The following is a 25,005-nucleotide window of genomic DNA, read 5'->3' as shown; positions in this document are numbered from 1 at the left end:
CCGTGCACTGGAGCTGTCCCAGCGCGCAACGCCCCTGTCGCGGTGATCGGCCACCGGCCAAGCTCACCGGCATGAGCAGGTTGAGCCCCGAGCAGATCGCACAGCACGCCCGTGCCGCCGGGTTCGAAGGACAGGGCCTCACGATCGCGATCGCCGTCGCCCTCGCGGAGTCCGGTGGGGACCCGCGGGCGCACAACAGCCGGCCGCCGGACGACTCCTACGGGCTGTGGCAGATCAACATGCTGGGCGCGATGGGGCCCGAGCGGCGCCGGCAGCACGGGCTCGACTCGAACCGCGACCTGTTCGACCCGCGGACCAATGCCAAGGTGGCCAACGCGATCTCCGGCGACGGAAAGTCGTGGACGCCGTGGTCGACCTACACCAACGGCGCCTACCGGAAGTACCTCGACATCGCGCGCCGGGCGGCGAAGGACAGCCCGCGGCGGGCGCCGGCACGGCCGGAGCGCGGGGGCAGGGGCGGTGGCGGGGGCGGTGGCGGGTTCGCGGTGGACCCGGAGGCGCTGGACCGCTATGTGCGGCAGGGCAGGGGCATCGCCGACGACATCGCGGCGATCGGCACCCGGCACGTCCGGCAGGTCGGCAAGATCGCCGACGACAGCTTCGGGCGGATCGGCAAGGAGACCGGGTTCGCGTCGGCGCTGGAGGCGTTCGGCGCGGCTCTGCACCGGCAGGTCGACGGGGTCGGCCGCAACGCCGACCGGCTGGCGCGCTCCACCGGGCGCATGGCGGGGGCCTACCGGGCGCAGGACGACGCGATCGCCGACGACTTGAAGCGAGGATGACGTGGACACGCGAGCGATGGCGCTGCAGTTCGCCAGGAGGATGGTCGGGCACCGCAACGCCTTGGCGGGCAAGGCGGACGACGCGATGCGCGTGCAGTTCGCGCTGCACCAGGCGGGCAGTGCGCTGGAGGACCAGCGCGACGCCGTGCGCAAGGCCGCGGGGACCGCGCTCGGCCACTGGCAGGGGGCGAACTCCGAGCAGTTCGAACGGCGGTCCGACCGGCTGGGCAAGCAGCTCAGGATGACGGCGGCGGCCGGCACCGAGGCCGAGAAGGTGGTGGCAGGGGCGAGCAGCGCGCTGCTCACCGGGCACACCGCGGCACAACGGCTGGTCGACGAGTACGTCACCAAGGCCGCCGCGCTGCTCGACGCGGGGGTCGCGAGCGGATCGCGGGCCGCGCTGATGAAGGCGGTGGCCGCCGCGGCCGACCTGGAGCCGCAGTACACGCGGGAGTCGGTGCGCACCGTGCGACAGGTCAAGGCCGAACTCGACGAAGCCGGGCGGAAGCTGCGCGCGCTCACCAAGGAGATCCAGGACGACGGCATCGCCGATCCGCGCGCGGCACGACGCGGCGGCGGTGGCGGTGGCGGTGGCGCGACGAAGCTGTCCGGTGCGAAGGTGCGCAAGATCGTGTCCGCCGCCCGCGGCGAGATCGGCACGCGGGAGAACCCGCCGGGCAGCAACCGCAACCCGTACGGGCCGACGACCTTCTGGTGTTCGTCGTTCGCCACGGCGATGTGGCGCAGGGCCGGTGTGGACATCCCGGTCCTGCCGTTCACCGGGGACGTCTACCGCTGGGGCCAGCGAAACGGCAAGGCCTACGGCAACGGCGACCTGAAGCAGCACGTGCGGCCCGGCGACGTGCTGCTGTTCGGCACCGGGCCGCAGAGCCCCGCCACCAGCAAGCACATCGGCATCGTCGAGAAGGTCGACGGGAACACGGTCACCCTGATCGAGGGCAACTCCGGCGACCAGGTGCGCCGCAACACCCACCAGCTCAGCAGCACCAAGTTCTACGGAGGAGTGCACCCGTGACCACCGGACACGCCCACCACGCCACGGGCATCGCGATCGAGGTCGGCGTGGGCGGCGGGCTGCGCGCCATCACGCTGACCGAGCGGTCGATGCGGCTGGGCCGCGCCGCGCTCGCCGACGAGATCCTGACCCTGGTGCGCACGGCGACCGCGCGGGCCGGCGAACGCGCCAGGCACGTTCTCGGCGGCGAGCACCTGGAGGCGCTCGGCATCCACGCCGACCCCGCGCTCGTCGAGGAGATCGAGTCCACGACACCCGAGAGCTGGATGGTCCGATGACGCACGAACCGCAGACCGTCGAGGAGATGCTGGCCGAGGACGACGACCGCGAACCGCTCGGCGTCCGTGCCGCGCTGGACGCGATCACCTGCTCCGCGCGGGAGGACGACGTGGTGGTGACGGTCGACCTGCACGGCAAGCTCGTCGGGCTCGACCTCGGTCCGCGGGCGATGGCGGTGCGGCCCGCGGCGCTGGCGGCGCGCATCCACCGGCTCGTCGAGTGCGCCGCGCAGGAGGCGCTGCAGGAAGGGGAGGCGGTGCTGGCGGCCGTGCTGGACGAGGCGGTCCTGGCGGAGCTCGTGCCGGTCTGACCGGACCGGACTACGAGGCCTCGGCCAGCATGTCGGTGAGGCGCCGGGTGATCCAGGCCAGGTCGGCGGGCACCACCCGGACCCACTGCTCGTCGCGGATGGCCTCGGTCGTGATGACGTACCGGCCCGCCCTGGTGTCCGACCAGGTGAGCACCGGAGAGCGCCCGCGACTGCCGGTCACGGCCAGCTGCCCCGCCCCGAGCCGGCCCGCCTCCGCGATGGTGATGAGCGGGCGCATCGCGCTGCCGCGCACACCCGCGTCGGCCAGGGCCCGTTCCAGGCCGTGGTACCCGCTCTCCACGTGTCCGCGCAGGGCCGCCGAGTACGCCGGGCGCGGCAGCCGCACCTGGTCGCCCGGTCCGGCCGGGTGGTCGCCGAGCAGCTTCGCCACCGCCCGCACGAGGTCGGTGCGCGCGATGGGTTCGAGGGCCAGCTCCTCGTTGTTCAGCACGGCGAGCACGCCGCGGCTGCCCCTGACCGCGGCCAGGACGCGCCACGGCTGGTCGCCGAACACCAGGGCGTCGACGGACACCGCGTGGTGGCGCAGCATCCCGAGCAGCTCCTCCAGCTCGGGGACGACGTCGCCGTGGTCGTCCGCCAGGCCGGCGCGGGCCAGTTCCGCGAACACGTCCACGGCCAGCTGGTCGCGCTCGTCCTCGGTGGCGCCGTGGGACGGCACGTCGAGCGCGGCGGGCAGGTCACCGAAGCCGAGGTCCTCCCACACCAGGTCGAACTCCAGGTGGGACAGGACCACCGTGCCGGTTGCGGGCAAACGCCGTGCCATGAGGACTCCCGTGGTTAGTCTTGACCGCGTGCAGCACGACGCAGAGGTCGCGAGCGGTGTGCTGGTCGTGCGTGCTTCCGGTGCCGCCGCGGCGAAAGCCGCGTTCACCGGTGCGCCGTCCGCGCGGACGCCGGCGGCCGTCCAGTTGCTGATGAGGTGCCCGGTGCACCGGTCGCTGCCGGAGGCCGTGCACGTGTTCGGCGACTGCTCGCTGCACGTGCTGCCGGTCGGCGCGATCATGCTGACCGTGCCGGAGACCCGGCTGTCGACGGGGGTGCGCGAGCTGCGGCCGCTGATGTTCCAGCCCGTCGCGGTCGGTGCCGGTCTGCGCAGCGCGTTCGCGAGCGCGGTCGGGCACCTCGTCACCGCGCGCGACGTGCTGGACCCGGTGGGCGCGGCGCACCACCTGGTCGGGCTGGCGGAGCTGGTGCTGCGCAGCGCGTTGCGCGAGGAGCTGGAACGCGCCGACATCGCCACCGGGCACCGGCGTGCCGCGCTCGAGCACATCCGCGCGCACCTCGGTGAGCCGGACCTGACGCCGGGGCAGGTCGCCAAGGCGCTGAACATCTCGCTGCGCCGCCTCTACCAGGTGTTCGAGGGGGAGCCGAACGTCGCCGAGCGGATCAAGGTGCTGCGCATCGACCGCGCCAAGGCGCTGCTGGCCGACCCGGCGAAGGCCGACCGCGGTGTCGGTGAGATCTCCCGCGACTGCGGGTTCGTCAGTGCGACGCACTTCTCCCGGGCCTTCCGCGCGCTGGTCGGGCAGCCGCCGACGGAGTACCGCCGGCGCGCTCTGGCGAGGTGAACTCCACCCCGTTCACGAACCGCCCGGTGATGCCCGCCAGCTCCAGCCACCCGCGCCCGCTGGGGGAGTGCAGGGTGAACACGGCGATCCGCGGGCGCGCCGGGTCGGGCACGACGATCTGGAGCTGCGCCCCGACGCCGTCGACCGGAACCCGCTCGACGATCGCCACCGGGTAGCCGGTGCCGGTCGTGGCGGTGGTCAGCTCCTTGATGCCGGGGCCACCGGCGTCGGCGAGGTGGAAGCACAGCTCCTCCGCGGCCTCCGCGCTGAGCGCGCGCTCCACCGCGACCAGTCCGGCCACCAGGACCGCAGGGTCGGCGTCGCGGTGCTCGACGACCGCCACGAAGCTCGCGTGGTGGCGCTGGGCCAGCTCGGCGGCCTGCGTCGCCGCGACCTCCAGGCCGGGGTCACGTGCCCGGTCTGGGCCGCGCAGCTGCCGCAGCAACGCCAACAGCTCGGCGGAGGTCGTCTCGACCGAGCCCACTGCGACCGGGATGACGCCCCGTACCGGCGTGAGTCTCACCGCTGACCGAGTGCCGACGCGAAGGCGGCCGCCCCGCCCGCCGGTGTGCCTGCGGTGCGCGGCGTCGTGACCAGCACACCGGCCAGCGCACCGGCCAGCGCCGAGTGGTCGTTCAACGCACGGACGATCCCGTCGAACAGGTCGGCGCGGCTCGGCACGTGCCCGGCCGCCTCGACACCGCCGGAGACGAGGCGGCGCAACCGCTCCTCGACCCGCCGGGCGGCGCTGCGGTGGTCGGCCTCCAGGTCGCGGGCGGCCGCGAGCACGCCGTCGAGCTCGCCGCGCAGCTCCTCCAGCCGCGCGGCGGCGGCCACGTGCTCCGGTCCGCCGCGGAACGACGCGATCACCACGGCGTTGTCCGCGTCGTCGACCGCACCCCGCAGCGCGCGTGCGCGCCGGTCCAGCTCCTCGGCCCTGCGCTGGTTCGCCAGCACCGTCCCCGCCCAGTCGTCCAACGCATCGGCAGCCGCCCCGAGGGTGCGCTGCGCGGTTTCGAGCTCGTCGCGCACCTGCGCGAGCCGTGCCGTGAACGCGTCCGCCGCCGCGCCCGTCCACCCGGTGGGCGGCGGCGGGACCTCGACGCGGTGGCGGCAGCGGTCGCTCGCCGCGGCGACGGCGCCCGGATCGCCCGGCACCGGGTCGAACCCGAGGCCCCGGTAGTCAGCCATGGTGCAGCTCGTCGGCGTCGCGGTAGGCGGCACCGGCCGCGCGCAGCTCGTCGGCGGCCTCGGCGAGCTCGGTGCGCAGCGCCGCGGTCCGGTCCGCCCACGACCGCAGCAGCTCGTCCGCCGCCGCCGTGACGCCGGGGCCGAGGTCGCCGCCGGAGCCCTGGCCGAGTGCGGTGGTCACCGCCTCGACCTCGGCGGCCGTGCCGTCCAGCCGGGTCGCCGCGGCCCGCACCGCGGCGACGTCGGTGACGTAGCCGTCGCTCATTCGCCCAGCACCGGCGGCGCACCCGGCGGGATGTCGTCGAGGAGGTCCATCTTCTCCGCGTACCGGTTGGTGTGGTGGCGTTCCTCGTCGTTGCCGCCACCGAACGGCGGCGCCATGCCGTACCCCGGCGTTCCGGGGACACCGGCCGATCCGCGGCCGCCCAAGCCCGCCGCGGTGCCCCGGCCGGCCTGCTGGCCGAGCACACCGGTGGCGCCGCCGGGCACTCCCGGTCCGGCGCCCGGCGTCCCCGGCGCGGTGCCACCGGACGTGCCGCCGGACGCGCCGCCGAGGAAGCCGTGCGTCCCGTGCGTTCCCTGAGGTCCAGAGGTGCCGAACGGTCCACCGAACGTCGTCGTGCCGTTGAGCGTTCCCGTGGCGGAAGGGCCGACCGAGGCCACACCCGTGTCGTCGTCGGCGGCGGGCGGCACCGGAACGTCCGGTACCTGCTCCGGTGGTTGCGGCGTGGGCGTCGGCCCCGGCCTCGGCGCCGGATCGGGGCGCGGGACGGGGTCGGGCCCCAGGACCACCGTGGGCGGCGGTGTGGTGGGACCCGGTTGCTGCGCGGTCGGCGGTGCCGTGTCGAACACCGGCAGCGTGGAGCGGGTGTGCCGGCTCTCGTTCTCGTAGACCTGCATGACGGCCACCGCCTCGGCCTTGGCGTTGCGCGCCTCGGTCTTGGTCGGCATGTGGTCGTCGGTGAGCTGTTCGAGCAGGTTCAGCCCCTGCGGCCCGTCGGCCACCTTGACGTCGTAGCCCTCCCGGAAGTGCCGTTCCGCCCAGTAGTGCACGGGTTCAGGCAGCCGCCGCTTGGTCTCCTGGAGCACCGTCGTGTAGGTGTCCATGCCCCTGGCGACCCGCTCGGCGGAGTCGCCGACCGTCTCGCCCCACGACGTCAGCGCCGTCGCCGCCTGGGCCGCGAGCTCGGCCGAGGGCCCGCGCCACGACGCGGTCAGCCGGTTGACGACCTCCTGCACGGCGCGCGAGGTGTGGCGCAGCTGCGGTGCGAGCTCCTGCCACTGAGCGGTCCGCACGGACATCCCCGGCAGGTCAGCCGAGTGCACCATGTTCCACATCTGCTGGTGGGTGTAGACCTCCCAGCGGATGGTCCCGGAGTCGAACGCCTCCTCGCGCAGGTTCGCGCGGCGTTCCCTGCTGCGCCTCCGCTCGCGCCTGAGCTGCTTCGCGGTGGGTTTGTGCTCCTCGGAGTGGTAACCCTTGTCGCGCCCGCTCATGCCTGCCCCTTGAATGCCGCCGCGGTGTTCTCGTCAACGGCAACGTGCATTTTCTTCACGTTCTCCAGCGCGTCGATCACGAGGTCGAGCTGCTGCACGTAGGACTGCAACGCGGCCCGCACGCCACCCTCGACGTCGCGGGCCCGCAGCCCGAACGCCTTGCGCATCTGCCGTGCGACCGGCCCCTTGCCGTCCGGCAGCGGTGCCGCCAGCACGGCGCTGTCCGCGAGGTGCCCCGCCAGCTCGTCCCTGCGCCGGTGCAGCTGGCGAATGGCCTGGTCGAAGTCGGCGGGGTCGACCTCGATGCGGTCCGCACCGGTCGTCGGGACGCCCACCAGGCCGCCCACACCGATGCCGGCGGCCGACCCCACGACCTCGGCGACGCTCCCGTCCCGCAGCGAATTCTTGAGGCGCTCGGCCTCGTCCATGCTGCCCACCCTGACCACGGGCGCACACTCCCTCGTTCCGACGGTTCGGTACATGGTGTCCGGATGCGGCCGGAAGATCCAGTACCGGGTGCGCGGATCGGCACGAAAGCTGCGCGCGTGGGCAAAACTGCCGCCAAGGATGTCGAATGGCGAATTCAGGAAAGGGCCGGGGAGCACCGCGGGCCGACGTTCTCCCGATGGCCGGCGAAAGCGACCGCGACCTATCCGACCTGGATCTCGTCGGCCTTGTCGTTCCAGCCGAACTCGCGGAAGTCGGAGTAGATGCCGCCCGCGCGCAGGAACGCCTCCTGGTTCGGGAGCGCGGTGCGGTAGTTGACCAGCGTCGCCCCGCCCTGGATGCGGTGCAGCGCCCCGCTGCTGGCCTGGTCGCGGAACCCCCAGTCGGCGAGCTTCTTCTTGCCCGGCAGGTTCCACTGCAGCCGCCTGCCGGTGTGGTTGATGTCGGCCCAGAGGCAGACCCACGTGTTCTTGCAGTCCTCCGCCGCCGCGATGCCGGCCTCGCGCGTGGCGGCGGCGAGTTGCTGCGGCGTCCGGAAACAGCGGACGTCGCCGAGGGCGAAGCTCGGCGCAGACCTGCGCGCCGTCCCAGCTCCGGGCCAGGTTGATGGTCCGCCCCTCGAACGACGCCCGCACCCCCGGTGCCGCGCCGGCCTGGACGGGGACCGCCGCGATGAGCCCGATGACGGCGGCGGCGATCCCGCAGTTGCGAATGGACTTCCCGAACATGATCTCTCCTCGCTGGTGGTCGGACGTGACGTGCGGACCCGGTGCCGGTCAGCAGCCCTGCCGGCCGCTGCTGATCTGGTAGCGGAAGCCGTGCCAGTCGATGTAGCCGACGGCGGCCACGCAGCGGCTGGCCGTGCCCGTGACGCCCCTGGGCCCCGCGTAGTAGCGGTAGTTGTCCAGGTCCGGGGTGGAGGAGCGGTCGATCGTGCAGGGCTGGCCCTCGCCGCTGCTCTCGACGCAGCGGAAGGTCCGGACGTAGGTCGGTGCGGCTACCCCGTAGGCCGCGCCCCGGTGGTAGAAGCAGGCGCTGTTCGTGCCGCCGTCGGAGCTGTTGTAGAAGATCGTCAGCTCACCGACGCCGCCGATGGTGTCGCTGTAGCTGATGGTGCCCGAACACGACACCGCCGCGTTCGCGGGTGCCGCCGACACGACCCCCGCGCCCACCACCACGGCGGCCAGCGGCAGTGCGGTCATCACCGATCGTGCTGCTCTTCCGACGAAGCTCATCGCTGTCCCCTTCGCAACGGTTTCCGGTCTGCTCAGGACTGTGCAGGGCGGTGCTGCACCGTCACGGAAATCTCACGGAAAGTCACTGGTCGGCGTACCGTTGGCGACGGGGAGGGACAGCGCGATGCCAGATCTTCGGTTCGGGGTCCTCGGACCCGTGGTCGTGTGGAGGGGATCGGACGCGGTAGGGCTCAGGCCCGGGAAGAGCTGCCAGGTCCTCGGGCTGTTGTTGTTGCACGCGAACGATTGCGTGGACCGCGACCGGATCATCGAGTGCGCCTGGGGGACGAGACCGCCGCGCAGCGCGCTCAACCTCGTGCAGAAGTGCGTCGGCGACCTGCGCCGGTCGCTGGGTGACGACGGCGGCGTGCTGGAGACGGTGGGCTCGGGGTACCGGCTGCGGGTGGCGCCCGAACAGCTCGACAGCGCCGTGTTCGCCCGAGGTCTGGCCCAGGCGCGGACGACCAGGAACGACGGTGACCTCGCCTCCGCGTGGCAACGGCTGTCGCAGGCCGTGGCGCTGTGGCGGGGACCGGCGTTCAGCGGCATCGACACGCCCGCGGCGGAGACCGAGCGCATCCGGCTGGAGGAGTACCGCCTGGCCGCCCTCGAAGACCTGGCCGAGCTGGACCTCCTGCGCGGTGAGCACGGCCTCGCCGTCGCCGAGCTGTCCCGCCTCGCGGCCGAGCACCCGTACCGGGAACGGGTGCGCGAACTGCTGATGATCGGGCTGTACCGCGGTGAACGCCAAGCCGACGCCCTCGCCGTGTACGAGGACGTCCGCCGGCTCCTCGCCGACGAGCTCGGCGCCAACCCCGGCCACCGCCTGCAACGCGTGCACGCCCAGGTGCTGCGGGCCGACCCGGCGCTCGACCTGGTGAGCGCCATCCGCGAGCCGGAGACCCGGCAGCCGCGCCAGCTGCCGGCCGACATCGCCGACTTCACCGGCCGGGAGACGGCACTGGACGCGGTGCTCGGGCTGCTCACCGGTGGACGGGTGCCGGTGGTCGTCGGCGCTCCCGGCACCGGCAAGTCGATGCTCGCCGTCAAGGCCGGCCACCGTGCGCGCGAGCGGTTCCCCGACGGCCAGCTGTACCTGGACCTGGCGGGCACGGCCGCCGTGCCGAGAGATCCCGCGGCGCTGCTCGCGGAGCTGCTGCGCGCGCTGGGCGTCACCGACGCGGTGATGCCGGACAGCCTGCACGAGCGGGCCGGCCTGTACCGCTCCCGGCTCGCCGGGCGCCGGGTGCTGGTGCTGCTCGACGACGCCGCCGGTGCGGGTCAGGTGCGGCCGCTGCTGCCGCCGTCCGACGGGTGCGCGGTGCTCGTGACCAGCAGGCGGTGGCTCACCGACCTGGAGGGCGCGCACCACGTCGAGCTGGACGTGCTGCCTCCCGCCGACGCCCGCACGCTGCTGGCGCGGGTCGGTGGCGCGGACCGGATCGACCGCGAACCGGAGGCGTCGGACGCGATCGTCCGCCTGTGCGGGTACCTCCCGCTGGCCATCCGGATCGCCGGGGCACGCCTCGCCAGCCGCGGCGCGTGGACGCTGGGGCTCCTGCGCGAACGGCTGGAGGACGAGTCCCGCCGGCTGGCCGAGCTGCGCGTGGGCGACCTCGACGTGCGGGCCAGCTTCCAGCTGAGCGTGCGGCAGCTGCCCGAGGCGGCCGGACGGGCGTTCCGGCTGATGGGCCTGCTCGGCGCGGAGACCCTGCCGGGGTGGGTGGTCGGCGCGCTCACCGGTGAGCGCGACGCCGAGGACGTGCTGGACGCCCTCGTCGACGCCAACCTGCTCCGCCTGGTCGGCACCGACGCGGCGGGCCAACCCCGGTACCGGCTGCACGACCTGCTGCGCACCTACGCCGCCCGCGCCGCCGCCGACCACTACAGCGAGACCGAACGCCGTGCCGCCGTGCGGCGGGTGCTGGGCGCCTGGCTCGCCCTGGCCGAGCAGGCCCGCGACCTGTTCCACCCCGCGTTGTTCCAGCACACCCCCGGACGGTCGGACCGCTGGCAGCCGGACCACGTCGTGGCCGACCCGGTCGCGTGGTTCGACGTCGAACGGGCGACGTTGCTGCGGGCCGTGGAGCTCGGCGCCGAATGGGGACTCGACGAGCTCGTGTGGGAGCTCGCACTCGCGTTCGTGCCGTACTACGACCACCGCAGCCTCTACCAGGACTGGCGGCGCAGCCACCGGATCGCGCTCGACGCCACCCGTGCCGCGGGCAACGCGCACGGCCAGGCCGCGCTGCTGCAGGGCATCGGCCAGGTCCACGTCTACCTCGACGAGCTGGACGAGGCGCGGACGGCGCTGGAGGAGTCCCTGCGGCTGTACCGCGACCTCGGCGACCGGCGCGGGGAGGCGCTCGCACTGGCCGGCCTGTCCACCGTGTGGCGCGTGCTCGACCGCACCGACCTCGCCCTGCGCTGCGCCGGTGACGCGCTGGCCCTGCTCGACCGGGTCGGGCACCCGCCCATGCAGGCCCAGCTGCGCAGCTCGATCGGCTTCATGTGGTTCCAGCAGGGCCACGGCTGCCACGCCGGCGCCGTGATCGCGGACGGGTTGCGCATCGCGCGGGAGCTCGGCGACCGGCACCGCGAGGCCGTGATCCTGCGGACGATGAGCCAGTACCGGCAGACCTGCGGCAACAGCACGGAGGCGCTGCGCTGCCTCGTCCAGGCGCTCACCATCTTCAACGAGATCGGAGACGAGCGCTGCGCCGCCTACGCCGAGCAGCGCATCGGCAGCGTGTACGCCGGCCTCGACGACCCCACCAGGGCCGGTCCCGCCCTCGAACGCGCCGCCGGCGTCTTCCGCCGCAACGGCGACCGCCGCAACGAGGCCGAGTGCCTGCAAGCGTTGGGGGAGCTGGAACTGCGGCACGGTGCTCCCGGCGCCGCCGAACGCCACCTCGGCCGCGCACACGACCTGGTGCGGACGTTGGACAGGCAGGTGCTGACGGGAACCGGATGAGTCCTGACCCCCCGTGCGCCCGGCCAGTGCCTTCTGCTGCGGGCGAACAGGCCTTTACCTCCAGTTTCGTGGAGGTTCCAGGATGATCCGCATGGGGAAGACCGTGAAGTACATCAACGTTGTCGTGCGGGTGTTGTTCGGAGCGCTGTTCGCGTTCTCCGGGTTCACCGGCCTGTTCGGGATCGGGTCGCAGTCGACCGACGGCATGTCGGCCGAGGCGGTCGCGTTCGCCACCGCGCTGGGGGAGAGCGGGTTCATCGTGCCCGTCACCAAGGTCGTCGAGCTGGTGGCCGGGATCATGTTGCTGGTCAACAGGTTCGTGCCGCTCGCACTGGCGCTGCTGGCGCCGCTGGTGGTCGGGATCTTCGGGTTCCACGTGCTGCTGGAGCCCAGTGGTGCGGTGCTCGCCGTGGTGCTCGCGGCGGCCGAGGTCCACCTGGCCTGGGTGCACCGGGACGCGTTCGTGCCGATGTTGCGACCCACGGCTCCGCGGGTAGCGCCGTCGTCGGCCAGGTCGTAGCCGGGTGGCCGGGCGGAGCAGTCCGTTCGGCCACCTGGACGCCCCCGTGTTTGCCGGTTCGCGGCACGGGGGTACGCCGGGTCCATGGTCATCCTTGCTGAAGTTTCCGGACGGTACGACCACGTTCCGGACAGCCCCTGGATCCTCCTCGTCCCCGTCGCCCTCCTGGCCGCGGGGTTCGCCGTGAACTGGTGGAAGGAGCGCCAGCGGCAGCGGTGACCGTCAGCGCTTGCCGTGCGGGCCCTTGGCCTTCTCGGCCTTCTTGCCGGGTGGCGACGCGGGCTTGCCCGCCTTCGGCTGGGGGACGGGCTGGACCTGCTGCGGGCTGGTGACCTCGGCCTGTTGCTCCACCGCCACCGCCACCGGCACCGGAACCGCTGCGGGGGGAGCGGTGGTCGTCGCGGCGGGAGCCGACGGCGTGGACGGGGCGGGTGCGGACTCCACGGGCGGCTGCGGTGCCAGCACGACCGCGGTCAGACCGGCCGTGGCGACCAGGATCGCCACGGCCGCGGCCTTGAGGACGTGGTGCAGGCGGCGCCGGGGCTGCGGCAGGGCGATGTGCGTGGCCGAGTCGTCAGAAGCACGCAGGATGCGGGCGCAGTCCGCGGCGGTCGGGCGGCGACGTGGGGACAGCGAGGTCATCAGCGTCAGCAGGCGGTGCAGGTCGGTGGGGAGGTCGTCGGGGACCGCGGGCCGGCGGTGCAGGCGGGCGACGGCCGACTCGATCTCGCTGCCTTCGAACTCGCGGCGGCCGGTGAGGCATTCGAGCAGGACCAGGCCGAGCGCGTAGACGTCGACGGCGCTGCCGGGGTCCTCGCCGCGCACCTGTTCCGGTGCCAGGTAGGCGGCGGTGCCGACGACCTGGTCGGACCTGGTGAGCCGGGTCGTGCCGACCAGGCGGGCGAGGCCGAAGTCGGCGAGGTGGGCGTTGCCGTCCTCGTCGAGCAGGATGTTGGACGGCTTGATGTCGCGGTGCACCACGCCCGTCTCGTGCACGTGGGCGAGCGCCTCGGCCAGGTCGGCGCCGAGCAGGCGGACCTCACCGACCGTCAGCGGGGCGCTGTTGATGCGCTCGCGCAGCGTGCAGCCGTCGATGAGCTGGAGGACGACGAACGGTGTGCCGTCGCTCGTCCCGGCGTCGTGCACGTCCACGAGCCTGGGGTGCGACAGCGAGGCCAGGGTTCTGACCTCGTTGTCGAACCTCCGCTCGTGGGAGACCTCGGAGCCGTTGTGGAACAGCTTGACCGCCACGTGCCGTTGCAGCCGGGTGTCCCAGGCGCGGTGGACGTCGGCCATGCCACCCGTGCCCAGCAACTCGGCGAGCACGTACCTATCGGCGAGGAGGCGGTCCGGCGGCATGGCGGCCTTCCTGTCGGCTGTCGGCTGCCTGCCTGGTTCCCGCATTCTTCGAGCGCAAACATCTTTTTCGGCCTCAGCGGCCGGAAAGTGCCTCCGGCACGCTGGCGTGCAGCTCGATCATCTCGTTCAGCGTGGTCGCGCGCAGGGCCCGCAGGACGCTCCCGGCCGGTGCCACGACCCGCAGCGGTGTGCCCTTGTCGACGCCGCGCAGGTGGTACTCGACCAGCACGGACAGCCCGGACGACGCCATGAACGACACGTCCGTCACGTTCAGCACCACCGCGAGCCGGCGGTCCGCGGCCTGGGCGAACGCCTCGTCCAGGTGCTCGCGCAGCAGCGGCGCGGTGTAGGTGTCGACCTCGCCGGTGATCTGGAGGACCACTGCGTTGTCCCGCAGGTCGGTCTTGGCTTCCACTGGTGTCACTCCTCCCGAGATCCCCGTTTCCAGCCTGTCACGCCGGGCACGGGTTGTCGATCAACGGGCGGTGTGGGTCAGGCCTCGTCCGGCGCGGTCAGACGTGCGTCGGGGGCTAGGCGCGGGTCGGGGGCCTGGCGCGGATCGGGGGCCTGGCGCGGATCGGGGACGGCTCGCGCACAGCGCAGCCGTGCGAGCTGCCGCAGCAGTTCCTGGCGGACGGGCTCGACGTCGGCGACGAGCGCGGCGAGCTCGTCCAGCCCGGCGGCGTCCGGGTGGTCCCGGCGCCACCGCTCCAGCTGCCGCGCCATCGCCGCCTGCCCGGCACCCGCGTCGCGGTACTCGTCGTCGAGCCGGTCGCACCACGAGCTGTCGGCCTGCTCCGGTGCCATCCCGGCCAGGTCGCTGATGAAGCCGCGGGCCTCGGCGAGCTCGGCGCGCAGGTTCGCCAGCGCGACGGGCAGCATCTCGATGCCCAGGTCCGACACGTCCTGCCCGGCTGACCGTTCGTCTCCCACTCCGGCGACGATACGAACGGCACCGCCTTCACAGGCCTGAGCAGCACTGATCGCACACGAAAGTGTGTACCGGAGCGTGGTTGGCCGGGTGCGGTCCGGGCATTCTCGCCGCGTGCGGTGAGAGGAGTCCCGTCAGGCGCCGGTGGACCGGGGCGTCGGGCGGTCGACATCGGCGGGGGCGTGACCGGCAGGCCGCGCCCCCCGCCTCCACCCGTGCCGCGGGGTGAGGTCGCGCCGGGTGGGAGGATCGTCCGGTGTCAGCAGGAACCAACGACATCGAGAAGGCGGTCGGCGTGCTCCGCGCCGGAGGCCTGGTGGCCCTTCCCACGGAGACCGTCTACGGCCTGGGCGCGAACGCCGAGGACCCGGCCGCGGTGCGCCGCGTGTTCGAGGCCAAGGGCCGCCCGCCCACGCACCCGCTGATCGTCCACATCGGCAGCGCCGGCCAGTTGGCCGACTGGGCGGAGGACGTGCCCGCCACCGCGCGGCTGCTGGCGGAGCGGTTCTGGCCGGGACCGCTGACGCTGGTCCTGCGCCGCGGTGCCCGAGTACCGCTGGAGGCGACGGGCGGCCTGGAGACGGTGGCCCTGCGCGTGCCCGACCACCCCGTGGCGCTGGCGCTGCTCTCGGCGTTCGGCGGCGGCGTGGCGGCCCCCTCCGCGAACCGCTTCGGCTCGGTCAGCCCCACCACGGCCGACCACGTCCGCGCGGAGCTCGGCGACGCCGTCGACCTCGTCCTGGACGGCGGCCCCTGCGCGGTCGGCGTCGAGTCGACCATCGTCGACGCCACCGGTGACGTCCCGAGCGTGCTCCGGCCCGGCGGCGTGACCCGGGAGGAGCCTCGAAGAGGTGCTGGGCGTGCCCGTGGCGGTGCACTCGACCAGCAGCGTCCGGGTGCCGGGCCAGCACCCCTCGCACTACGCGCCGCGGGCACGGGTCGTCCTCGTCGAGCCGGAGCAGGTCGTCGCCGAGGCGGAGCTCGTGCAGGGCATGGGGCACCGGGTGGGGGTGCTGGTGCCCGCGTCCTACGCCGGTGCCGAGCCGGACGTGCACGCCGTGGTGCGCGTCCCCGACTCGGACGCCGCCTACGCGCGGGGGCTGTACGGCTTCCTGCGGGAGCTCGACCAGCGGGACTGCGACGTCGTCGTGGCCTCGCCGCCGGAGGAGGCCGGGCTGGGGCTCGCCATCGCCAACCGGCTGCACCGCGCCGCGGGACCCCGGCCGACCGACTGAGGCGGCGCGGCCGGGGGTGGACGCGGACGTGGCGGGAGTTCGGCTCATGGCGGGGCGTCCAGTCGGCGGCGGATGTCCGCTGTGACGGGGACGCCCCGGGCCGCGTGAGTCCGGTCGGTGGCGGGATGCCCTGGTCGCGTGACTCCCGCCGACACCAGGCCATGCCGTCGTGACGGACGCCCCAACCGCAGGACTCCCGCCGACAGCAGGACGCCCCAACTGCAGGAGTCCCACCGGCGGTCGTGGCTAGTCCGCCGTGACCGGAACGTCCAGCCCACGCGCCGCGACCAGGCGTGCGCTGCCGTCGGCGAGCCGGTAGCAGAGGCCGACGACGGCCGCCTTGCCTGCGGCGACCCGGTCGGCGAGCAGGCGGGAGCGGTCGAGCAGCAGGTCCACGGTGCGGCTGACGTGTTCGGCGAGGACCTCGTCGGCCTCCACGCGGCCGGCGGCGCGTGCCGCCAGCACGCTGGGGGTCACCCGTTCGACGACGTCGCGGATGTACCCGGCGGGCACCGCGCCCTCGTCGAGGGCCGCGCAGGCGGCGGCGACCGCACCGCAGGCGTCGTGGCCGAGGACCACGACGAGCGGGCAGTCCAGCACGTCCACGCCGTACTCGACGCTGCCGATCACCTCGGCACCGACGACGTGGCCCGCTGTGCGGACCACGAACAGGTCGCCCAGACCGCGGTCGAAGATGATCTCGGCGGCCAGTCGCGAGTCCGAGCACCCGAACAGCACGGCGAACGGGCGCTGCGCCGGTGCGATCTCGGTGCGGCGGGTCGCGTCCTGGTTCGGGTGCTCGGGCGTACCGGCGACGAACCGGTGGTTGCCCGACAGCAGCAACTCGAAGGCTTCCTGGGGCGTCGGGGAGGTCAGCTCGGCCATGATCACAGACTAGGTGAAATCCGGCGCCGTGCCGACTGGCCGGGTCAAGACATTTCGGCCGTGCGCGTTCGCAGGACCGCGAGGGCCTCGTCGGCGTGAACGGTGAAGTTCAGCTCGCCCTTGATCAGGCGGAGCACCGTGCGGTCGATGTCGATGACGAACGTGCGCCGCTTCGCGCGCAGCGGGCTGAACCGCCGCCACACGCCGAACTGCTTCGCGACCGCACCGTCCGCATCGGACAGAAGCGGGTAGTCGAAGCCGTAGGTGGTGGCGAACGTGCGCTGTTTGGACACGGTGTCCGGGCTGATGCCGATCCGGTGTGCGCCGACCTCGCCGAACTCCGCCGCCAGGTCGCGGAAGTGGCAGCTCTCCTCGGTGCAGCCGCCGGTCATCGCCGCGGGGTAGAAGAACAGCACGACCGGGCCCGTGGCCAGGAAGGCCGACAGGGTGCGCGGTTCGCCGTTGTCGTCGGTGAGGGTGAAGTCGGGTGCGATGTCTCCTTGTTCCACCCGGGGTCTTCGGGTCCGTACCGAGTATGGATTGGTCCACGGAAGAGTGCATGACAGACGGGATTCCACGCCGGTTGTGCGTCCACTGTGGACGAAAAACTCATTTGTGCAGGTCGCGCGCGATTTGCGGATTCTTCGGTAACGAACCGATAACCGCACCCATCCGATCGGCCATGCGGTGCGAACTACTCACATCAACTGCTCGAAACCCCTTGGAGATGTCCCGTCATGAACAAGACCGTCCGCAAGACCGTCCTGGCCGTCGGCGCCGCCTCGCTCGCCCTCTTCGGTGCGGCCTGTGGCTCGGGTGACATGGCCAGCTCGAGCTCCACCACCGCGACCACGTCGGCGACCTCGATGGCACCGCCGTCCTCGTCGGCGATGGCCGACCCCGCCTCGAACCTCGTCGGCCCCGGCTGTGCCGACTACGCGAAGCAGGTGCCGTCGGGTGCCGGTTCCGTCGCGGGCATGGCCGCCGACCCGGTCGCCGTCGCCGCGAGCAACAACCCGCTGCTCACGACGCTGGTCAGCGCCGTGTCCGGCAAGCTCAACCCGAAGGTCGACCTGGTCTCGACGCTCAACGGCGCCGAGTTCACCGTGTTCGCGCCGGTCGACTCGGCGTTCGCGAAGATCGACGCCGCGACGATCGAGAAGCTCAAGACCGACGACGCCCTGCTGACCAAGATCCTGACCTACCACGTGGTGCCCGGCCAGATCGCGCCCGACAAGATCGCCGGCGACCAGAAGACGGTCGAGGGTGGCGTGGTGAAGGTGTCCGGTTCCGGTAACGCGATCAAGGCCAACGACGCCAACGTGATCTGCGGCGGCGTGAAGACCGCGAACGCGACCGTGTACCTCATCGACACGGTCCTGCTGCCTGCCTGACATCTCCAGAGCAGCAGTACCGCGACTCCGGGAACCGCGCTGTCACAGGCGGTTCCCGGAGTTCCCCCATGTCCGCTCGTCGAACGGTCCGATGTGGACCGTCGTCGTGTCGGAGAGCCGGAACAGCGGCCGGTTCGCCGGTTCGCGCAGGTGCACCACGATCACGGCGCCGTGGTTCAGCAGCCGCACCGACCTCGTGATGACGCAGGCGTCGAGGTCGTCGAAGACGGCGAGGACGCGATCGGTCACGCCCCGGGATTCGGTGCGCCGAGCGCACCGGATTGGCGGGTCAGGCCAGGTCGACGGTGAGAACGGCGGCGCTGGTCGGGCTCGGTGACCCGCCGGCCGGCTCGACGGTGAGCAGGGCCTCGCGGGCTCCCGCGATCCCGGTGACGAGCATCGACGCCGACCGAGCCGGTGCGCGCAGCACGCCCGCCGATCGGGGCCCGTGGCGGTCGACCAGCCACAGCTGGTACGCCCGATCGCGGGGCAGGGTGCGCAGGTCATCGACCATGAACAGCATCGCGTCACGGCTCTGCGAGATCGCCGCGGTGCACGCCGGTGCGGTGACGAGCCGCAGGTCCGGTGCCGCCAGCAGGTCGCCCGTCGCGGAGTGCGGCGACACGGCGACGGCGGTGGTGGTCTCCGGGGTCAGCGCACCGTGCACACCGCCCACGACGGCGGCGGCCGCGCACGCGACCGAGATGATCGCCGCGGCCCGCCGCAGGCCTTGGCGCCGGGAGAAGCTCGGACCTGACCTCGGAGAACGGCGGCACCTGCCGGACCTGGCCGACCGCGTCCAGCACCCGTGGCCGCAGGGCGACGGGGACGGTCTGGCTTGCGGCGAGGCCGAGTCGTGCGGCAGTGCCCCGCAGGCCGGTCACCTCGTCCGTGCAGGCCGGGCACCGGTCCAGGTGCGCCTCGAACGAGGCCCGCTCGGCGTCGGGCAGCGCGCCGAGTGCGTGAGCACCGGTCAGCAGGTGCGGGTTGATCGCACGTGGTCGTCCCGGTTTCACGACCGTTCTTCGAAGCCGTCCGGTGATCGGATTGCTGCCGCCGCACCGGAGTCCGAAGTGGAGTGAGCACGAGGGCGGTGCACCCCGGGAGGTGCACCGCCCTGTGGTCAGCCCTGGAGAACGTGGACGGTCACGGCCTGCGGTTCCTTCAGGCCGGACCAGACCTCGAATTTCACGGGCTGGTCAGCGCGGACGCCTCCGAGGAGACGCCCGGGAACGCCTGGACGCGGTCCTGGCGAGCGGAACGGGAGCCGGCGGCGGCCGCCAGGCCCAGCATCAGCAGCAGGTCGCGGCAGTCGTCCACGTCACGGGAGTGCTCCGCCACCCGGCGCGCGGCCTGGCGCTGCTGAGCGGCCTCCGCGTGTTCCGCGGCGACGCGGGCCTCGGCGAAGCAGACGGCTGCTCCCTTGGTGCTGTCGGGTCGGGTCATGAGCGCACCTGCCCGACCGACGAGGTACCCGGGAGGAGCGGTGCGAGCAGGTCGTGCGGGCGATCCGGCGACAAGCCGGTGCTCCAATCTCCGGCCGGAGGTACAGCGCCGGACCGGGCAGGAGGGGTCCGCGGCGGCTGGATGCCGGCAACTGGAACCCCAACGATCCCGACCCTACCCCACGCGCCGCGGACTTCCGCGCAACCGCGTGCGATCGGCCGGACGGCCGTACGGGGGCTAGGGTGGGGTCGTCTGGCTTTGCCGCTGGTCGCAGGTAGCGCGACGGAGTCCTCCGGTGGTTCCGAGCGTGGTCATCTGGAGGCTTCCGTGGCGCCCGCCGACGAAGATCCGCTGTTGCTCGTCCTGGACTTGCCCGTCACGCCCGAGACCGCCACCCCGGAGCTGCGGGAGAGTGTCGCCGAGGTCCTGGCCGACCTCGGCGAACGGCACCGCTTCGACGTCCTGCTGGTCGTGACGGAGCTGGTCTGCAACGTCCTGGACCACACGTCCGGCACCGGCCGGCTGCGGGTCTTCCTCGACAAGACGTCCGGCGAGGTCGTCGTCGAGGTCGACGACGACTCCGCGCTGCCGCCCGTGCACGGGTCCTCACGACTGGCCGGCGACCGGGGCCGGGGCATCGTGATGATCGAGGGGCTCGCCGGCGAGTGGGGCACCAGGCCGCTGGCCGCCGGGGGCAAGACGGTGTTCGCCACCGTTCCCGCCGGCCGGGACACCGCCCAGGACCCCCGGCCCGGCCAGGCGCCGTAGTCGCCGCGCACCCGGTCGGCGAGCGGGCTCCGCACGCCGTTGGTGCCGACCGCGAACGTCGGCGCGAAACCTTTGTCGTTGTGCGCCTCGACTTCCGCCCAGCGAGCCGCAAGCCCGCTCCCAGCGCGAGGGCGCACACGCCCTTTCGAGTCGACATGCGCAAGACCGCGACACCGGACGGGGAGCGCGCAAGCGTCGAAATATTCCCGATCACGCGATCCTTCTCACCTGGTGGCCGTCACAGCGCGGCCCCCTCCCGCGCGGCCAGACTGCGAGGACCCGACGAGAGGGGGACCGGTGGTCGCACCACTGCACCTGGCCGTCGCACTGCCCGTGACCGGCGAGCTCACCGCGCGGTACTGGGCGGGGCTCGTGCGCGAGGCGGAGGACGCCAAGCTGGACTTCGTGACGTTCGACGACGCGCTCGGTGGCGCACCGGGGCTCGACGCGGTGCTGATCGCCGCTCGGGTCGCACCGCTGACCAGCCGGATCGGGCTGCTGCCCACCGCGGTCGTCACGCACACCGAGCCGTTCCACGTGTCGAAGGCGGTTGCGACGCTGGACCACGTGAGCGGCGGACGCGGCGGCGTGTTGCTCGACGTCGCGCCCGATCCGGTGCACGCCGGGCACTTCGGGCGGCGGGACGTCGGCACGGCTGACGAGCTGTGGGAGGAGGCCGCCGACTACGCCGAGGTGCTGCGGCGGTTGTGGGACAGCTGGGAGGACGACGCGGAGATCCGCGACGTCGCCACCGGGCGGTTCATCGACCGGGAGAAGCTGCACCACATCGACTTCGAGGGCAGGTGGTTCAGCGTCCGCGGCCCGTCGATCACGCCGCGGCCGCCGCAGGGCCACCCGCCGGTGGCCGCGACCGAGCCGGGGTTCGCGGACATCGTGTTCTCCGACAACGCCTCCGCGTCCGACCGGCTCGTGTACCGGGACGTCGACGCGACGGTGACGCCCGACGAGCTGCTGCGCTGGCAGGAGGAGGGCTTCGCCGGGTTCCGGCTGCACGGCGACCTGCACACGGTCACCCGCGAGCTGGTCCCGCGGCTGCGGGAGCGCGGGGTGTTCCGCACCGAGTACGAGCACACGACACTGCGCGGGCACCTCGGCCTGGCCCGTCCGGAGAACCGCTACGCCGCAGGGAGCGCGCGATGACCAAGCAGATCCACCTCGCCGCGCACTTCCCCGGCGTGAACAACACCACGGTCTGGAGCGACCCGCAGGCCGGCAGCCACATCGAGTTCTCGTCGTTCGTCCACCTGGCGCAGACGGCGGAACGGGCGAAGTTCGACTTCTTCTTCCTGGCGGAGGGACTGCGGCTGCGCGAGCAGGGCGGGCAGATCCACGACCTGGACGTGGTCGGCCGGCCGGACACGTTCACCGTGCTGGCGGCGCTCGCGGCCGTCACCGACCGGCTCGGGCTTGCCGGCACGATCAACTCGACGTTCAACGAACCCTACGAGGTGGCGCGGCAGTTCGCCTCGCTCGACCACCTGTCGGACGGGCGGGCGGCGTGGAACGTCGTCACGTCGTGGGACGCGTTCACCGGCGAGAACTTCCGCCGCGGCGGTTTCCTGGCCCAGGAGGACCGCTACAGCAGGGCCGAGTCGTTCCTGCGCACGGCCTGGAAGCTCTTCGACACCGGTGTCGGCACGTTCGAGCACCGGGACCGGCACTTCGACATCAGCGGCACGTTCGGCGTGCCCCGCTCGCCCCAGGGCCGTCCGGTGATCCTGCAGGCCGGTGACTCGGAGGAGGGCCGCGAGTTCGCCGCCGCCACCGCGGACGCCATCTTCTCCCGCTACGCCACCCTGGAGGAGGGGCAGCGGTTCTACCGCGACGTCAAGGGGCGGCTCGCGCGGTACGGGCGGTCACCGGAGCAGCTCAAGATCCTGCCCGCGGCCACGTTCGTGCTCGGCGACACCGACGCCGACGCGCAGGAGAAGGCCGCCGTGGTGCGGCGTCAGCAGGTCAGCGGCGCGACCGCGATCCGGTTCCTCGAACAGGTCTGGAACCGCGACCTGAGCTCCTACGACCCGGACGGGCCGCTGCCCGAGGTCGAGCCGCTCGTCGGCGAGAACACCATCGCGCGCGGCCGGGCCAGCGTGCGGATGTTCAAGGACCCCGCCGCCACCGTGCGCGAGTGGCGGGAGAAGGCCGCGGCGAAGAACCTGTCGATCCGCGACCTGGTGATCGACGTGAGCGCGCGGCAGACGTTCACGGGGTCGGCGGCGAGCGTCGCCACGCAGATCGACGACCTGGTGCAGCAGGACGCGGCGGACGGCTTCATCCTGGTGCCGCACGTGACCCCCGGCGGGCTCGACGAGTTCGCCGACACGGTGGTGCCGCTGTTGCAGGAGCGCGGTGTCTTCCGCACCGACTACACCGGCCCGACACTGCGCGATCACCTCGGTGTCCGATAGTTGTTCACCACGTGGACGCCCTTGCTCCCCTGATCGGCCGGTACCTACGGTGAGTTCCGCGCCACGCGCCCCGTTCTGACCCACCCGGCCGACAAGGACCCGCCATGTCCTCTGCTCTCGCTCCACCGTCCACAAAGGACAGATCGGACGATCTGGCTGCCCTGTCGGTCGTGCCGGCCCGCCACCCGTGGCGGTGGGTGGGCGTCGCGGTCGTGCTGGTCCTCGTCGCCCAGTTCGTGCACGGCCTGGTCACCAACCCGGGCTGGGACTGGCCGACGTTCGCCCGCTACTTCACCGCCGAGTCCGTCCTGCGCGCGGTGGGCACCACGATCGTGCTCACCGTGCTCGGGACGGTGCTCGGCTTCGCGCTGGGCATCGCGGTGGCGCTGCTGCGGTTGTCCCGCAGCCCGTTCCTGCAGGGCGTCGGCTGGACGTACGTGTGGGCGTTCCGGTCGATCCCGCTGATCGTGCAGTTGTTGTTCTGGTTCAACATCTCCTACCTCTACCAGCGGTTGTCGGTCGGCATCCCGTTCGGCCCGGAGCTGTACTCCTTCGAGACCGTGCAGCTGATCAGCCCGATGGGCGCCGCCGTCCTCGGGCTCGCGCTGCACCAGGCCGCCTACGCCGCCGAGATCGTGCGCTCCGGCGTGATCTCGGTCGAGCCCGGCCAGCTGGAGGCCGCGGCCGCACTGGGCATCCCCAGGTCCCGGCAGCTGCGCAGGATCGTTCTGCCGCAGGCGATGCGCGCCATCCTGCCCAACGCGGCCAACGAGGTGATCAGCCTGTTCAAGGGCACCTCGGTCGTCTCGGTGATGGCGATCGGCGAGCTGTTCTACCAGGTGCAGGTGATCTACGGCCGCAACGCGCGGGTCGTGGCCCTGCTGATGGTCGCGACCGTCTGGTACATCGTCCTGACCACGCTGCTCTCGATCGGTCAGCACCACGTCGAGCGGTACTTCGCGCGAGGAGCCCGCCGGTGATCGAGGTGCTGGGCGTGCACAAGAGCTTCGGCGTCACCGAGGTGCTGCGCGGGGTGTCGCTGGAGGTCGCGGCCGGCGAGGTCGTGGTGGTGCTGGGCCCGTCGGGTTCCGGCAAGTCGACGCTGCTGCGGACGATCAACCACCTGGAGAAGGTCGACCGCGGGTTCATCAGCATCGACGGCGCGCTGGTCGGCTACCGGCGCTCCGGGCGCAGGCTGTACGAGCTCAAGGAGCGCGAGGTGCTCCGGCAACGCGCGCAGATCGGGTTCGTGTTCCAGAACTTCAACCTCTTCCCGCACCTGACCGCGCTGCAGAACGTCGTCGAGGCGCCGCTCGCCCACGGCCGGGCGCGCGACGAGATCCACGCGGAGGGACGCGCCCTGCTCGCGCGGGTCGGCCTGGCGGACAAGGAGGACGCGTACCCGCGGCAGCTCTCGGGCGGCCAGCAGCAACGGGTCGCGATCGCCCGCGCGCTGGCCACCCGGCCGAAGGTCGTGCTGTTCGACGAACCCACCTCCGCGCTCGACCCCGAGCTGGTCGGCGAGGTCCTCGACGTGCTGCGCGACCTGGCCCGCTCCGGCACCACGATGGTCGTCGTCACCCACGAGGTCGGTTTCGCCCGCGAGGTGGCCGACCGCGTCGTCTTCCTCGACGGGGGAGTGGTCGTCGAGGAGGGCCCGCCGGCGCAGGTGCTCGACCACCCGGTCCACGAGCGCACCCGCGCTTTCCTGTCCAAGGTGCTGTGAAGGGAGTCTGTTGTGCGCAAGTCACTTCTCGCCGGTCTGGTGCTGGTGCTGGCGGCCTGTGGAACGGCGGAGAGCGAGCCCGCCACCGTGTCGGGCCTGAGCGTCAGCCTGGGTCCCGACCAGAACCGGGTCACGGCGGCGAAGGACGACAAGATCGCCGCCAAGGTGCCGGAGGAGTTCCGCTCCCGGGGTGAGCTGGTGGTCGGCGGATCGACGGGCACAGCGCCGCCACTGCGGTTCTACGCCACCGACGACCGGACGGTGATCGGGGTGGAGACCGACATCGCCCACCTCGTCGCGAACGTGCTGGGGCTCAGACCGCGGCTGGAGACCTCGTCGTGGGAGAACCTGTTCGTCGGCATCGACAGCGGTGCCGTGGACGTGGGCCTGTCGAACATCACGGTGACCGAGGCCCGCAAGGAGAAGTACGACTTCGCCACCTACCGGCTCGACACGCTCGCGTTCGAGGCGAAGAAGGGCGGCACCTGGAAGGTGCGGGAGCCCAAGGACGTCGCGGGCAAGGTGATCGCGGTGACCTCCGGCACGAACCAGGAGAAGATCCTCGTCGACTGGAGCACCAGGAACGTGGCGGACGGCCTGAAGGCCACCGACGTCAAGTACTTCCAGAACTCCTCCGACTACTACCTGGCGCTGCAGTCCGGCCGCATCGACGCCTACCTCGGCCCGAACCCCACCGCCGCCTACCACGCGGCGGTGTCCGGGCAGACCGAGGTGATCGGCACCTTCTCCGGCGGCGCCGCGGTGCAGGGCAAGATCGCGGTGACCACGCTGAAGGGCAACGGGTTGGTCGTCCCCGTGCAGGAGGCGCTCAACCAGCTGATCGCGAACGGCAAGTACGCGGAGGTGCTGAAGCGCTGGGGACTGGCCGACGAGGCGGTGCCGACCTCGGAGGTCAACCCTCCCGGCCTGCCGAAGACGTCGTGAGAGGGC

The 25,005-nt window shown here is 72.6% G+C and carries 31 protein-coding genes and 2 pseudogenes; 16 read left to right on the top strand and 17 right to left on the bottom strand.

The annotated features are described in order from the left end of the window. The first annotated feature begins 71 nt into the window (after positions 1 to 71). From ACVDFE_RS30550 to ACVDFE_RS30535, 4 genes are read left to right on the top strand one after another with little or no spacing between them, the layout of a single operon-like run. Positions 72 to 803, top strand: coding sequence for a transglycosylase SLT domain-containing protein (locus ACVDFE_RS30550; protein ID WP_458432871.1), 732 nt, complete (start codon positions 72 to 74; stop codon positions 801 to 803). Position 804: 1 nt separating this feature from the next. Beyond that, positions 805 to 1,839 carry a CHAP domain-containing protein gene (locus ACVDFE_RS30545; protein WP_360400395.1) on the top strand — a complete coding sequence of 345 codons (1,035 nt, stop codon included), beginning with the start codon at positions 805 to 807 and terminating at the stop codon, positions 1,837 to 1,839. Further along, positions 1,836 to 2,117 (top strand): YbaB/EbfC family DNA-binding protein, encoded by a 282-nt coding sequence (locus tag ACVDFE_RS30540; RefSeq protein ID WP_360400392.1) that lies wholly within the window; start codon positions 1,836 to 1,838, stop codon positions 2,115 to 2,117. Before ACVDFE_RS30545 ends, ACVDFE_RS30540 begins: the two co-directional genes overlap by 4 nt. After that, positions 2,114 to 2,428, top strand: a complete 315-nt coding sequence (locus tag ACVDFE_RS30535) for a hypothetical protein (protein WP_360400389.1) — start codon at positions 2,114 to 2,116, stop codon at positions 2,426 to 2,428. The genes ACVDFE_RS30540 and ACVDFE_RS30535 overlap by 4 nt, the downstream gene beginning before the upstream one ends. Positions 2,429 to 2,438: 10 nt before the next feature. Here ACVDFE_RS30535 and ACVDFE_RS30530 read toward each other — a convergent pair whose 3' ends face one another. Further along, complete coding sequence (locus ACVDFE_RS30530; RefSeq protein ID WP_458432869.1) at positions 2,439 to 3,212, bottom strand: ESX secretion-associated protein EspG; 774 nt, start codon at positions 3,210 to 3,212, stop codon at positions 2,439 to 2,441. Positions 3,213 to 3,240: 28 nt separating this feature from the next. On the opposite strand from ACVDFE_RS30530, the gene ACVDFE_RS30525 reads away from it, so the two are divergent. Continuing rightward, positions 3,241 to 4,017, top strand: coding sequence for a helix-turn-helix domain-containing protein (locus ACVDFE_RS30525; RefSeq protein WP_458432867.1), 777 nt, complete (start codon positions 3,241 to 3,243; stop codon positions 4,015 to 4,017). Here the strand turns inward: ACVDFE_RS30525 and ACVDFE_RS30520 are convergent. The 7 genes from ACVDFE_RS30520 to ACVDFE_RS30490 form a co-directional block, all read right to left on the bottom strand. After that, positions 3,932 to 4,501, bottom strand: a complete 570-nt coding sequence (locus tag ACVDFE_RS30520; RefSeq protein WP_360400380.1) for a hypothetical protein — start codon at positions 4,499 to 4,501, stop codon at positions 3,932 to 3,934. The two genes, ACVDFE_RS30525 and ACVDFE_RS30520, sit on opposite strands and share 86 nt — an antisense overlap. 35 nt (positions 4,502 to 4,536) lie before the next feature. Continuing rightward, entirely contained in the window at positions 4,537 to 5,208 is a 672-nt protein-coding gene (locus ACVDFE_RS30515; RefSeq protein WP_458432865.1) for a hypothetical protein, read from the bottom strand. After that, positions 5,201 to 5,473 (bottom strand): type VII secretion target, encoded by a 273-nt coding sequence (locus tag ACVDFE_RS30510; protein ID WP_458432864.1) that lies wholly within the window; start codon positions 5,471 to 5,473, stop codon positions 5,201 to 5,203. The genes ACVDFE_RS30515 and ACVDFE_RS30510 overlap by 8 nt, the downstream gene beginning before the upstream one ends. Next, entirely contained in the window at positions 5,470 to 6,705 is a 1,236-nt protein-coding gene (locus ACVDFE_RS30505) for a PPE domain-containing protein (RefSeq protein ID WP_458432863.1), read from the bottom strand. Before ACVDFE_RS30505 ends, ACVDFE_RS30510 begins: the two co-directional genes overlap by 4 nt. Continuing rightward, the gene (locus tag ACVDFE_RS30500; protein WP_360400368.1) at positions 6,702 to 7,133 is read right to left on the bottom strand and encodes a hypothetical protein; all 432 of its coding nucleotides are present in this window, start codon (positions 7,131 to 7,133) and stop codon (positions 6,702 to 6,704) included. Before ACVDFE_RS30500 ends, ACVDFE_RS30505 begins: the two co-directional genes overlap by 4 nt. Before the next feature lie 221 nt (positions 7,134 to 7,354). Continuing rightward, positions 7,355 to 7,645 (bottom strand): peptidase inhibitor family I36 protein, encoded by a 291-nt coding sequence (locus ACVDFE_RS30495; RefSeq protein WP_458434422.1) that lies wholly within the window; start codon positions 7,643 to 7,645, stop codon positions 7,355 to 7,357. 283 nt (positions 7,646 to 7,928) lie between these two features. Continuing rightward, positions 7,929 to 8,387 carry a hypothetical protein gene (locus ACVDFE_RS30490; protein ID WP_360400362.1) on the bottom strand — a complete coding sequence of 153 codons (459 nt, stop codon included), beginning with the start codon at positions 8,385 to 8,387 and terminating at the stop codon, positions 7,929 to 7,931. A 124-nt stretch (positions 8,388 to 8,511) separates the two neighbouring features. Between ACVDFE_RS30490 and ACVDFE_RS30485 the strand changes: the two genes are divergently transcribed. Together ACVDFE_RS30485 and ACVDFE_RS30480 are read left to right on the top strand one after the other, a co-directional pair. Then, positions 8,512 to 11,361 (top strand): AfsR/SARP family transcriptional regulator, encoded by a 2,850-nt coding sequence (locus ACVDFE_RS30485; protein WP_360400359.1) that lies wholly within the window; start codon positions 8,512 to 8,514, stop codon positions 11,359 to 11,361. Between the two features lie 91 nt (positions 11,362 to 11,452). Beyond that, a complete protein-coding gene (locus ACVDFE_RS30480; RefSeq protein ID WP_360400356.1) occupies positions 11,453 to 11,881 on the top strand; it encodes a DoxX family membrane protein in 429 nt (142 codons plus the stop codon). Between the two features lie 222 nt (positions 11,882 to 12,103). On the opposite strand, the gene ACVDFE_RS30475 is transcribed toward ACVDFE_RS30480, so the two are convergent. The 3 genes from ACVDFE_RS30475 to ACVDFE_RS30465 form a co-directional block, all read right to left on the bottom strand. Beyond that, a complete protein-coding gene (locus tag ACVDFE_RS30475) occupies positions 12,104 to 13,240 on the bottom strand; it encodes a serine/threonine-protein kinase (RefSeq protein ID WP_458432860.1) in 1,137 nt (378 codons plus the stop codon). Between the two features lie 73 nt (positions 13,241 to 13,313). Beyond that, a complete protein-coding gene (locus ACVDFE_RS30470) occupies positions 13,314 to 13,655 on the bottom strand; it encodes an STAS domain-containing protein (protein ID WP_458432858.1) in 342 nt (113 codons plus the stop codon). A 77-nt stretch (positions 13,656 to 13,732) separates the two neighbouring features. After that, the gene (locus tag ACVDFE_RS30465) at positions 13,733 to 14,173 is read right to left on the bottom strand and encodes a hypothetical protein (RefSeq protein WP_458432857.1); all 441 of its coding nucleotides are present in this window, start codon (positions 14,171 to 14,173) and stop codon (positions 13,733 to 13,735) included. 254 nt (positions 14,174 to 14,427) lie between these two features. Here ACVDFE_RS30465 and ACVDFE_RS30460 point away from each other — a divergent pair. Together ACVDFE_RS30460 and ACVDFE_RS30455 are read left to right on the top strand one after the other, a co-directional pair. Then, a pseudogene (locus ACVDFE_RS30460) lies at positions 14,428 to 14,949 on the top strand (L-threonylcarbamoyladenylate synthase); the annotation flags it as partial. Between the two features lie 73 nt (positions 14,950 to 15,022). Next, on the top strand, positions 15,023 to 15,406 hold the full coding sequence (locus ACVDFE_RS30455; RefSeq protein WP_458432856.1) for a Sua5 family C-terminal domain-containing protein: 384 nt from the start codon (positions 15,023 to 15,025) through the stop codon (positions 15,404 to 15,406). A 246-nt stretch (positions 15,407 to 15,652) separates the two neighbouring features. On the opposite strand, the gene ACVDFE_RS30450 is transcribed toward ACVDFE_RS30455, so the two are convergent. Further along, positions 15,653 to 16,291 (bottom strand): carbonic anhydrase, encoded by a 639-nt coding sequence (locus ACVDFE_RS30450; RefSeq protein WP_458432855.1) that lies wholly within the window; start codon positions 16,289 to 16,291, stop codon positions 15,653 to 15,655. Between the two features lie 44 nt (positions 16,292 to 16,335). Then, a complete protein-coding gene (locus ACVDFE_RS30445) occupies positions 16,336 to 16,800 on the bottom strand; it encodes a peroxiredoxin (protein WP_458432854.1) in 465 nt (154 codons plus the stop codon). 228 nt (positions 16,801 to 17,028) lie between these two features. Between ACVDFE_RS30445 and ACVDFE_RS30440 the strand changes: the two genes are divergently transcribed. Then, complete coding sequence (locus ACVDFE_RS30440; RefSeq protein ID WP_458432852.1) at positions 17,029 to 17,685, top strand: fasciclin domain-containing protein; 657 nt, start codon at positions 17,029 to 17,031, stop codon at positions 17,683 to 17,685. 42 nt (positions 17,686 to 17,727) lie between these two features. Here the strand turns inward: ACVDFE_RS30440 and ACVDFE_RS30435 are convergent, their stop codons facing one another. From ACVDFE_RS30435 to ACVDFE_RS30420, 4 genes and pseudogenes are all read right to left on the bottom strand, one after another. After that, the gene (locus ACVDFE_RS30435; RefSeq protein ID WP_458432850.1) at positions 17,728 to 17,934 is read right to left on the bottom strand and encodes a hypothetical protein; all 207 of its coding nucleotides are present in this window, start codon (positions 17,932 to 17,934) and stop codon (positions 17,728 to 17,730) included. Positions 17,935 to 17,974: 40 nt separating this feature from the next. After that, positions 17,975 to 18,352 carry an anti-sigma factor gene (locus tag ACVDFE_RS30430; protein WP_458432849.1) on the bottom strand — a complete coding sequence of 126 codons (378 nt, stop codon included), beginning with the start codon at positions 18,350 to 18,352 and terminating at the stop codon, positions 17,975 to 17,977. Positions 18,353 to 18,614: 262 nt separating this feature from the next. Further along, positions 18,615 to 18,701 (bottom strand): annotated as a pseudogene (locus ACVDFE_RS30425) (hypothetical protein); the annotation flags it as partial. Positions 18,702 to 18,873: 172 nt separating this feature from the next. Then, positions 18,874 to 19,131 carry a hypothetical protein gene (locus tag ACVDFE_RS30420; RefSeq protein WP_360384934.1) on the bottom strand — a complete coding sequence of 86 codons (258 nt, stop codon included), beginning with the start codon at positions 19,129 to 19,131 and terminating at the stop codon, positions 18,874 to 18,876. Between the two features lie 327 nt (positions 19,132 to 19,458). Between ACVDFE_RS30420 and ACVDFE_RS30415 the strand changes: the two genes are divergently transcribed. The 6 genes from ACVDFE_RS30415 (at position 19,459) to ACVDFE_RS30390 (ending at position 24,999) form a co-directional block, all read left to right on the top strand. After that, a complete protein-coding gene (locus ACVDFE_RS30415; protein ID WP_458432847.1) occupies positions 19,459 to 19,899 on the top strand; it encodes an ATP-binding protein in 441 nt (146 codons plus the stop codon). A gap of 297 nt (positions 19,900 to 20,196) precedes the next feature. Beyond that, positions 20,197 to 21,060, top strand: a complete 864-nt coding sequence (locus ACVDFE_RS30410) for an LLM class flavin-dependent oxidoreductase (RefSeq protein WP_458432846.1) — start codon at positions 20,197 to 20,199, stop codon at positions 21,058 to 21,060. Further along, positions 21,057 to 22,328 (top strand): LLM class flavin-dependent oxidoreductase, encoded by a 1,272-nt coding sequence (locus ACVDFE_RS30405; RefSeq protein ID WP_458432845.1) that lies wholly within the window; start codon positions 21,057 to 21,059, stop codon positions 22,326 to 22,328. The genes ACVDFE_RS30410 and ACVDFE_RS30405 overlap by 4 nt, the downstream gene beginning before the upstream one ends. A gap of 104 nt (positions 22,329 to 22,432) precedes the next feature. Then, positions 22,433 to 23,308, top strand: a complete 876-nt coding sequence (locus tag ACVDFE_RS30400; RefSeq protein WP_360384926.1) for an amino acid ABC transporter permease — start codon at positions 22,433 to 22,435, stop codon at positions 23,306 to 23,308. Beyond that, positions 23,305 to 24,054 (top strand): amino acid ABC transporter ATP-binding protein, encoded by a 750-nt coding sequence (locus ACVDFE_RS30395; RefSeq protein ID WP_458432844.1) that lies wholly within the window; start codon positions 23,305 to 23,307, stop codon positions 24,052 to 24,054. Before ACVDFE_RS30400 ends, ACVDFE_RS30395 begins: the two co-directional genes overlap by 4 nt. A gap of 12 nt (positions 24,055 to 24,066) precedes the next feature. Next, positions 24,067 to 24,999: an ABC transporter substrate-binding protein gene (locus tag ACVDFE_RS30390; protein ID WP_458432843.1), complete on the top strand. Its 933-nt coding sequence runs from the start codon at positions 24,067 to 24,069 to the stop codon at positions 24,997 to 24,999. Positions 25,000 to 25,005 lie beyond the last annotated feature (6 nt).

This window comes from Lentzea chajnantorensis, from assembly GCF_054300775.1.
The sequence above is the reverse complement of the archived record's forward strand: the minus strand, read 5'-3'. Positions and strand labels throughout refer to the sequence as shown.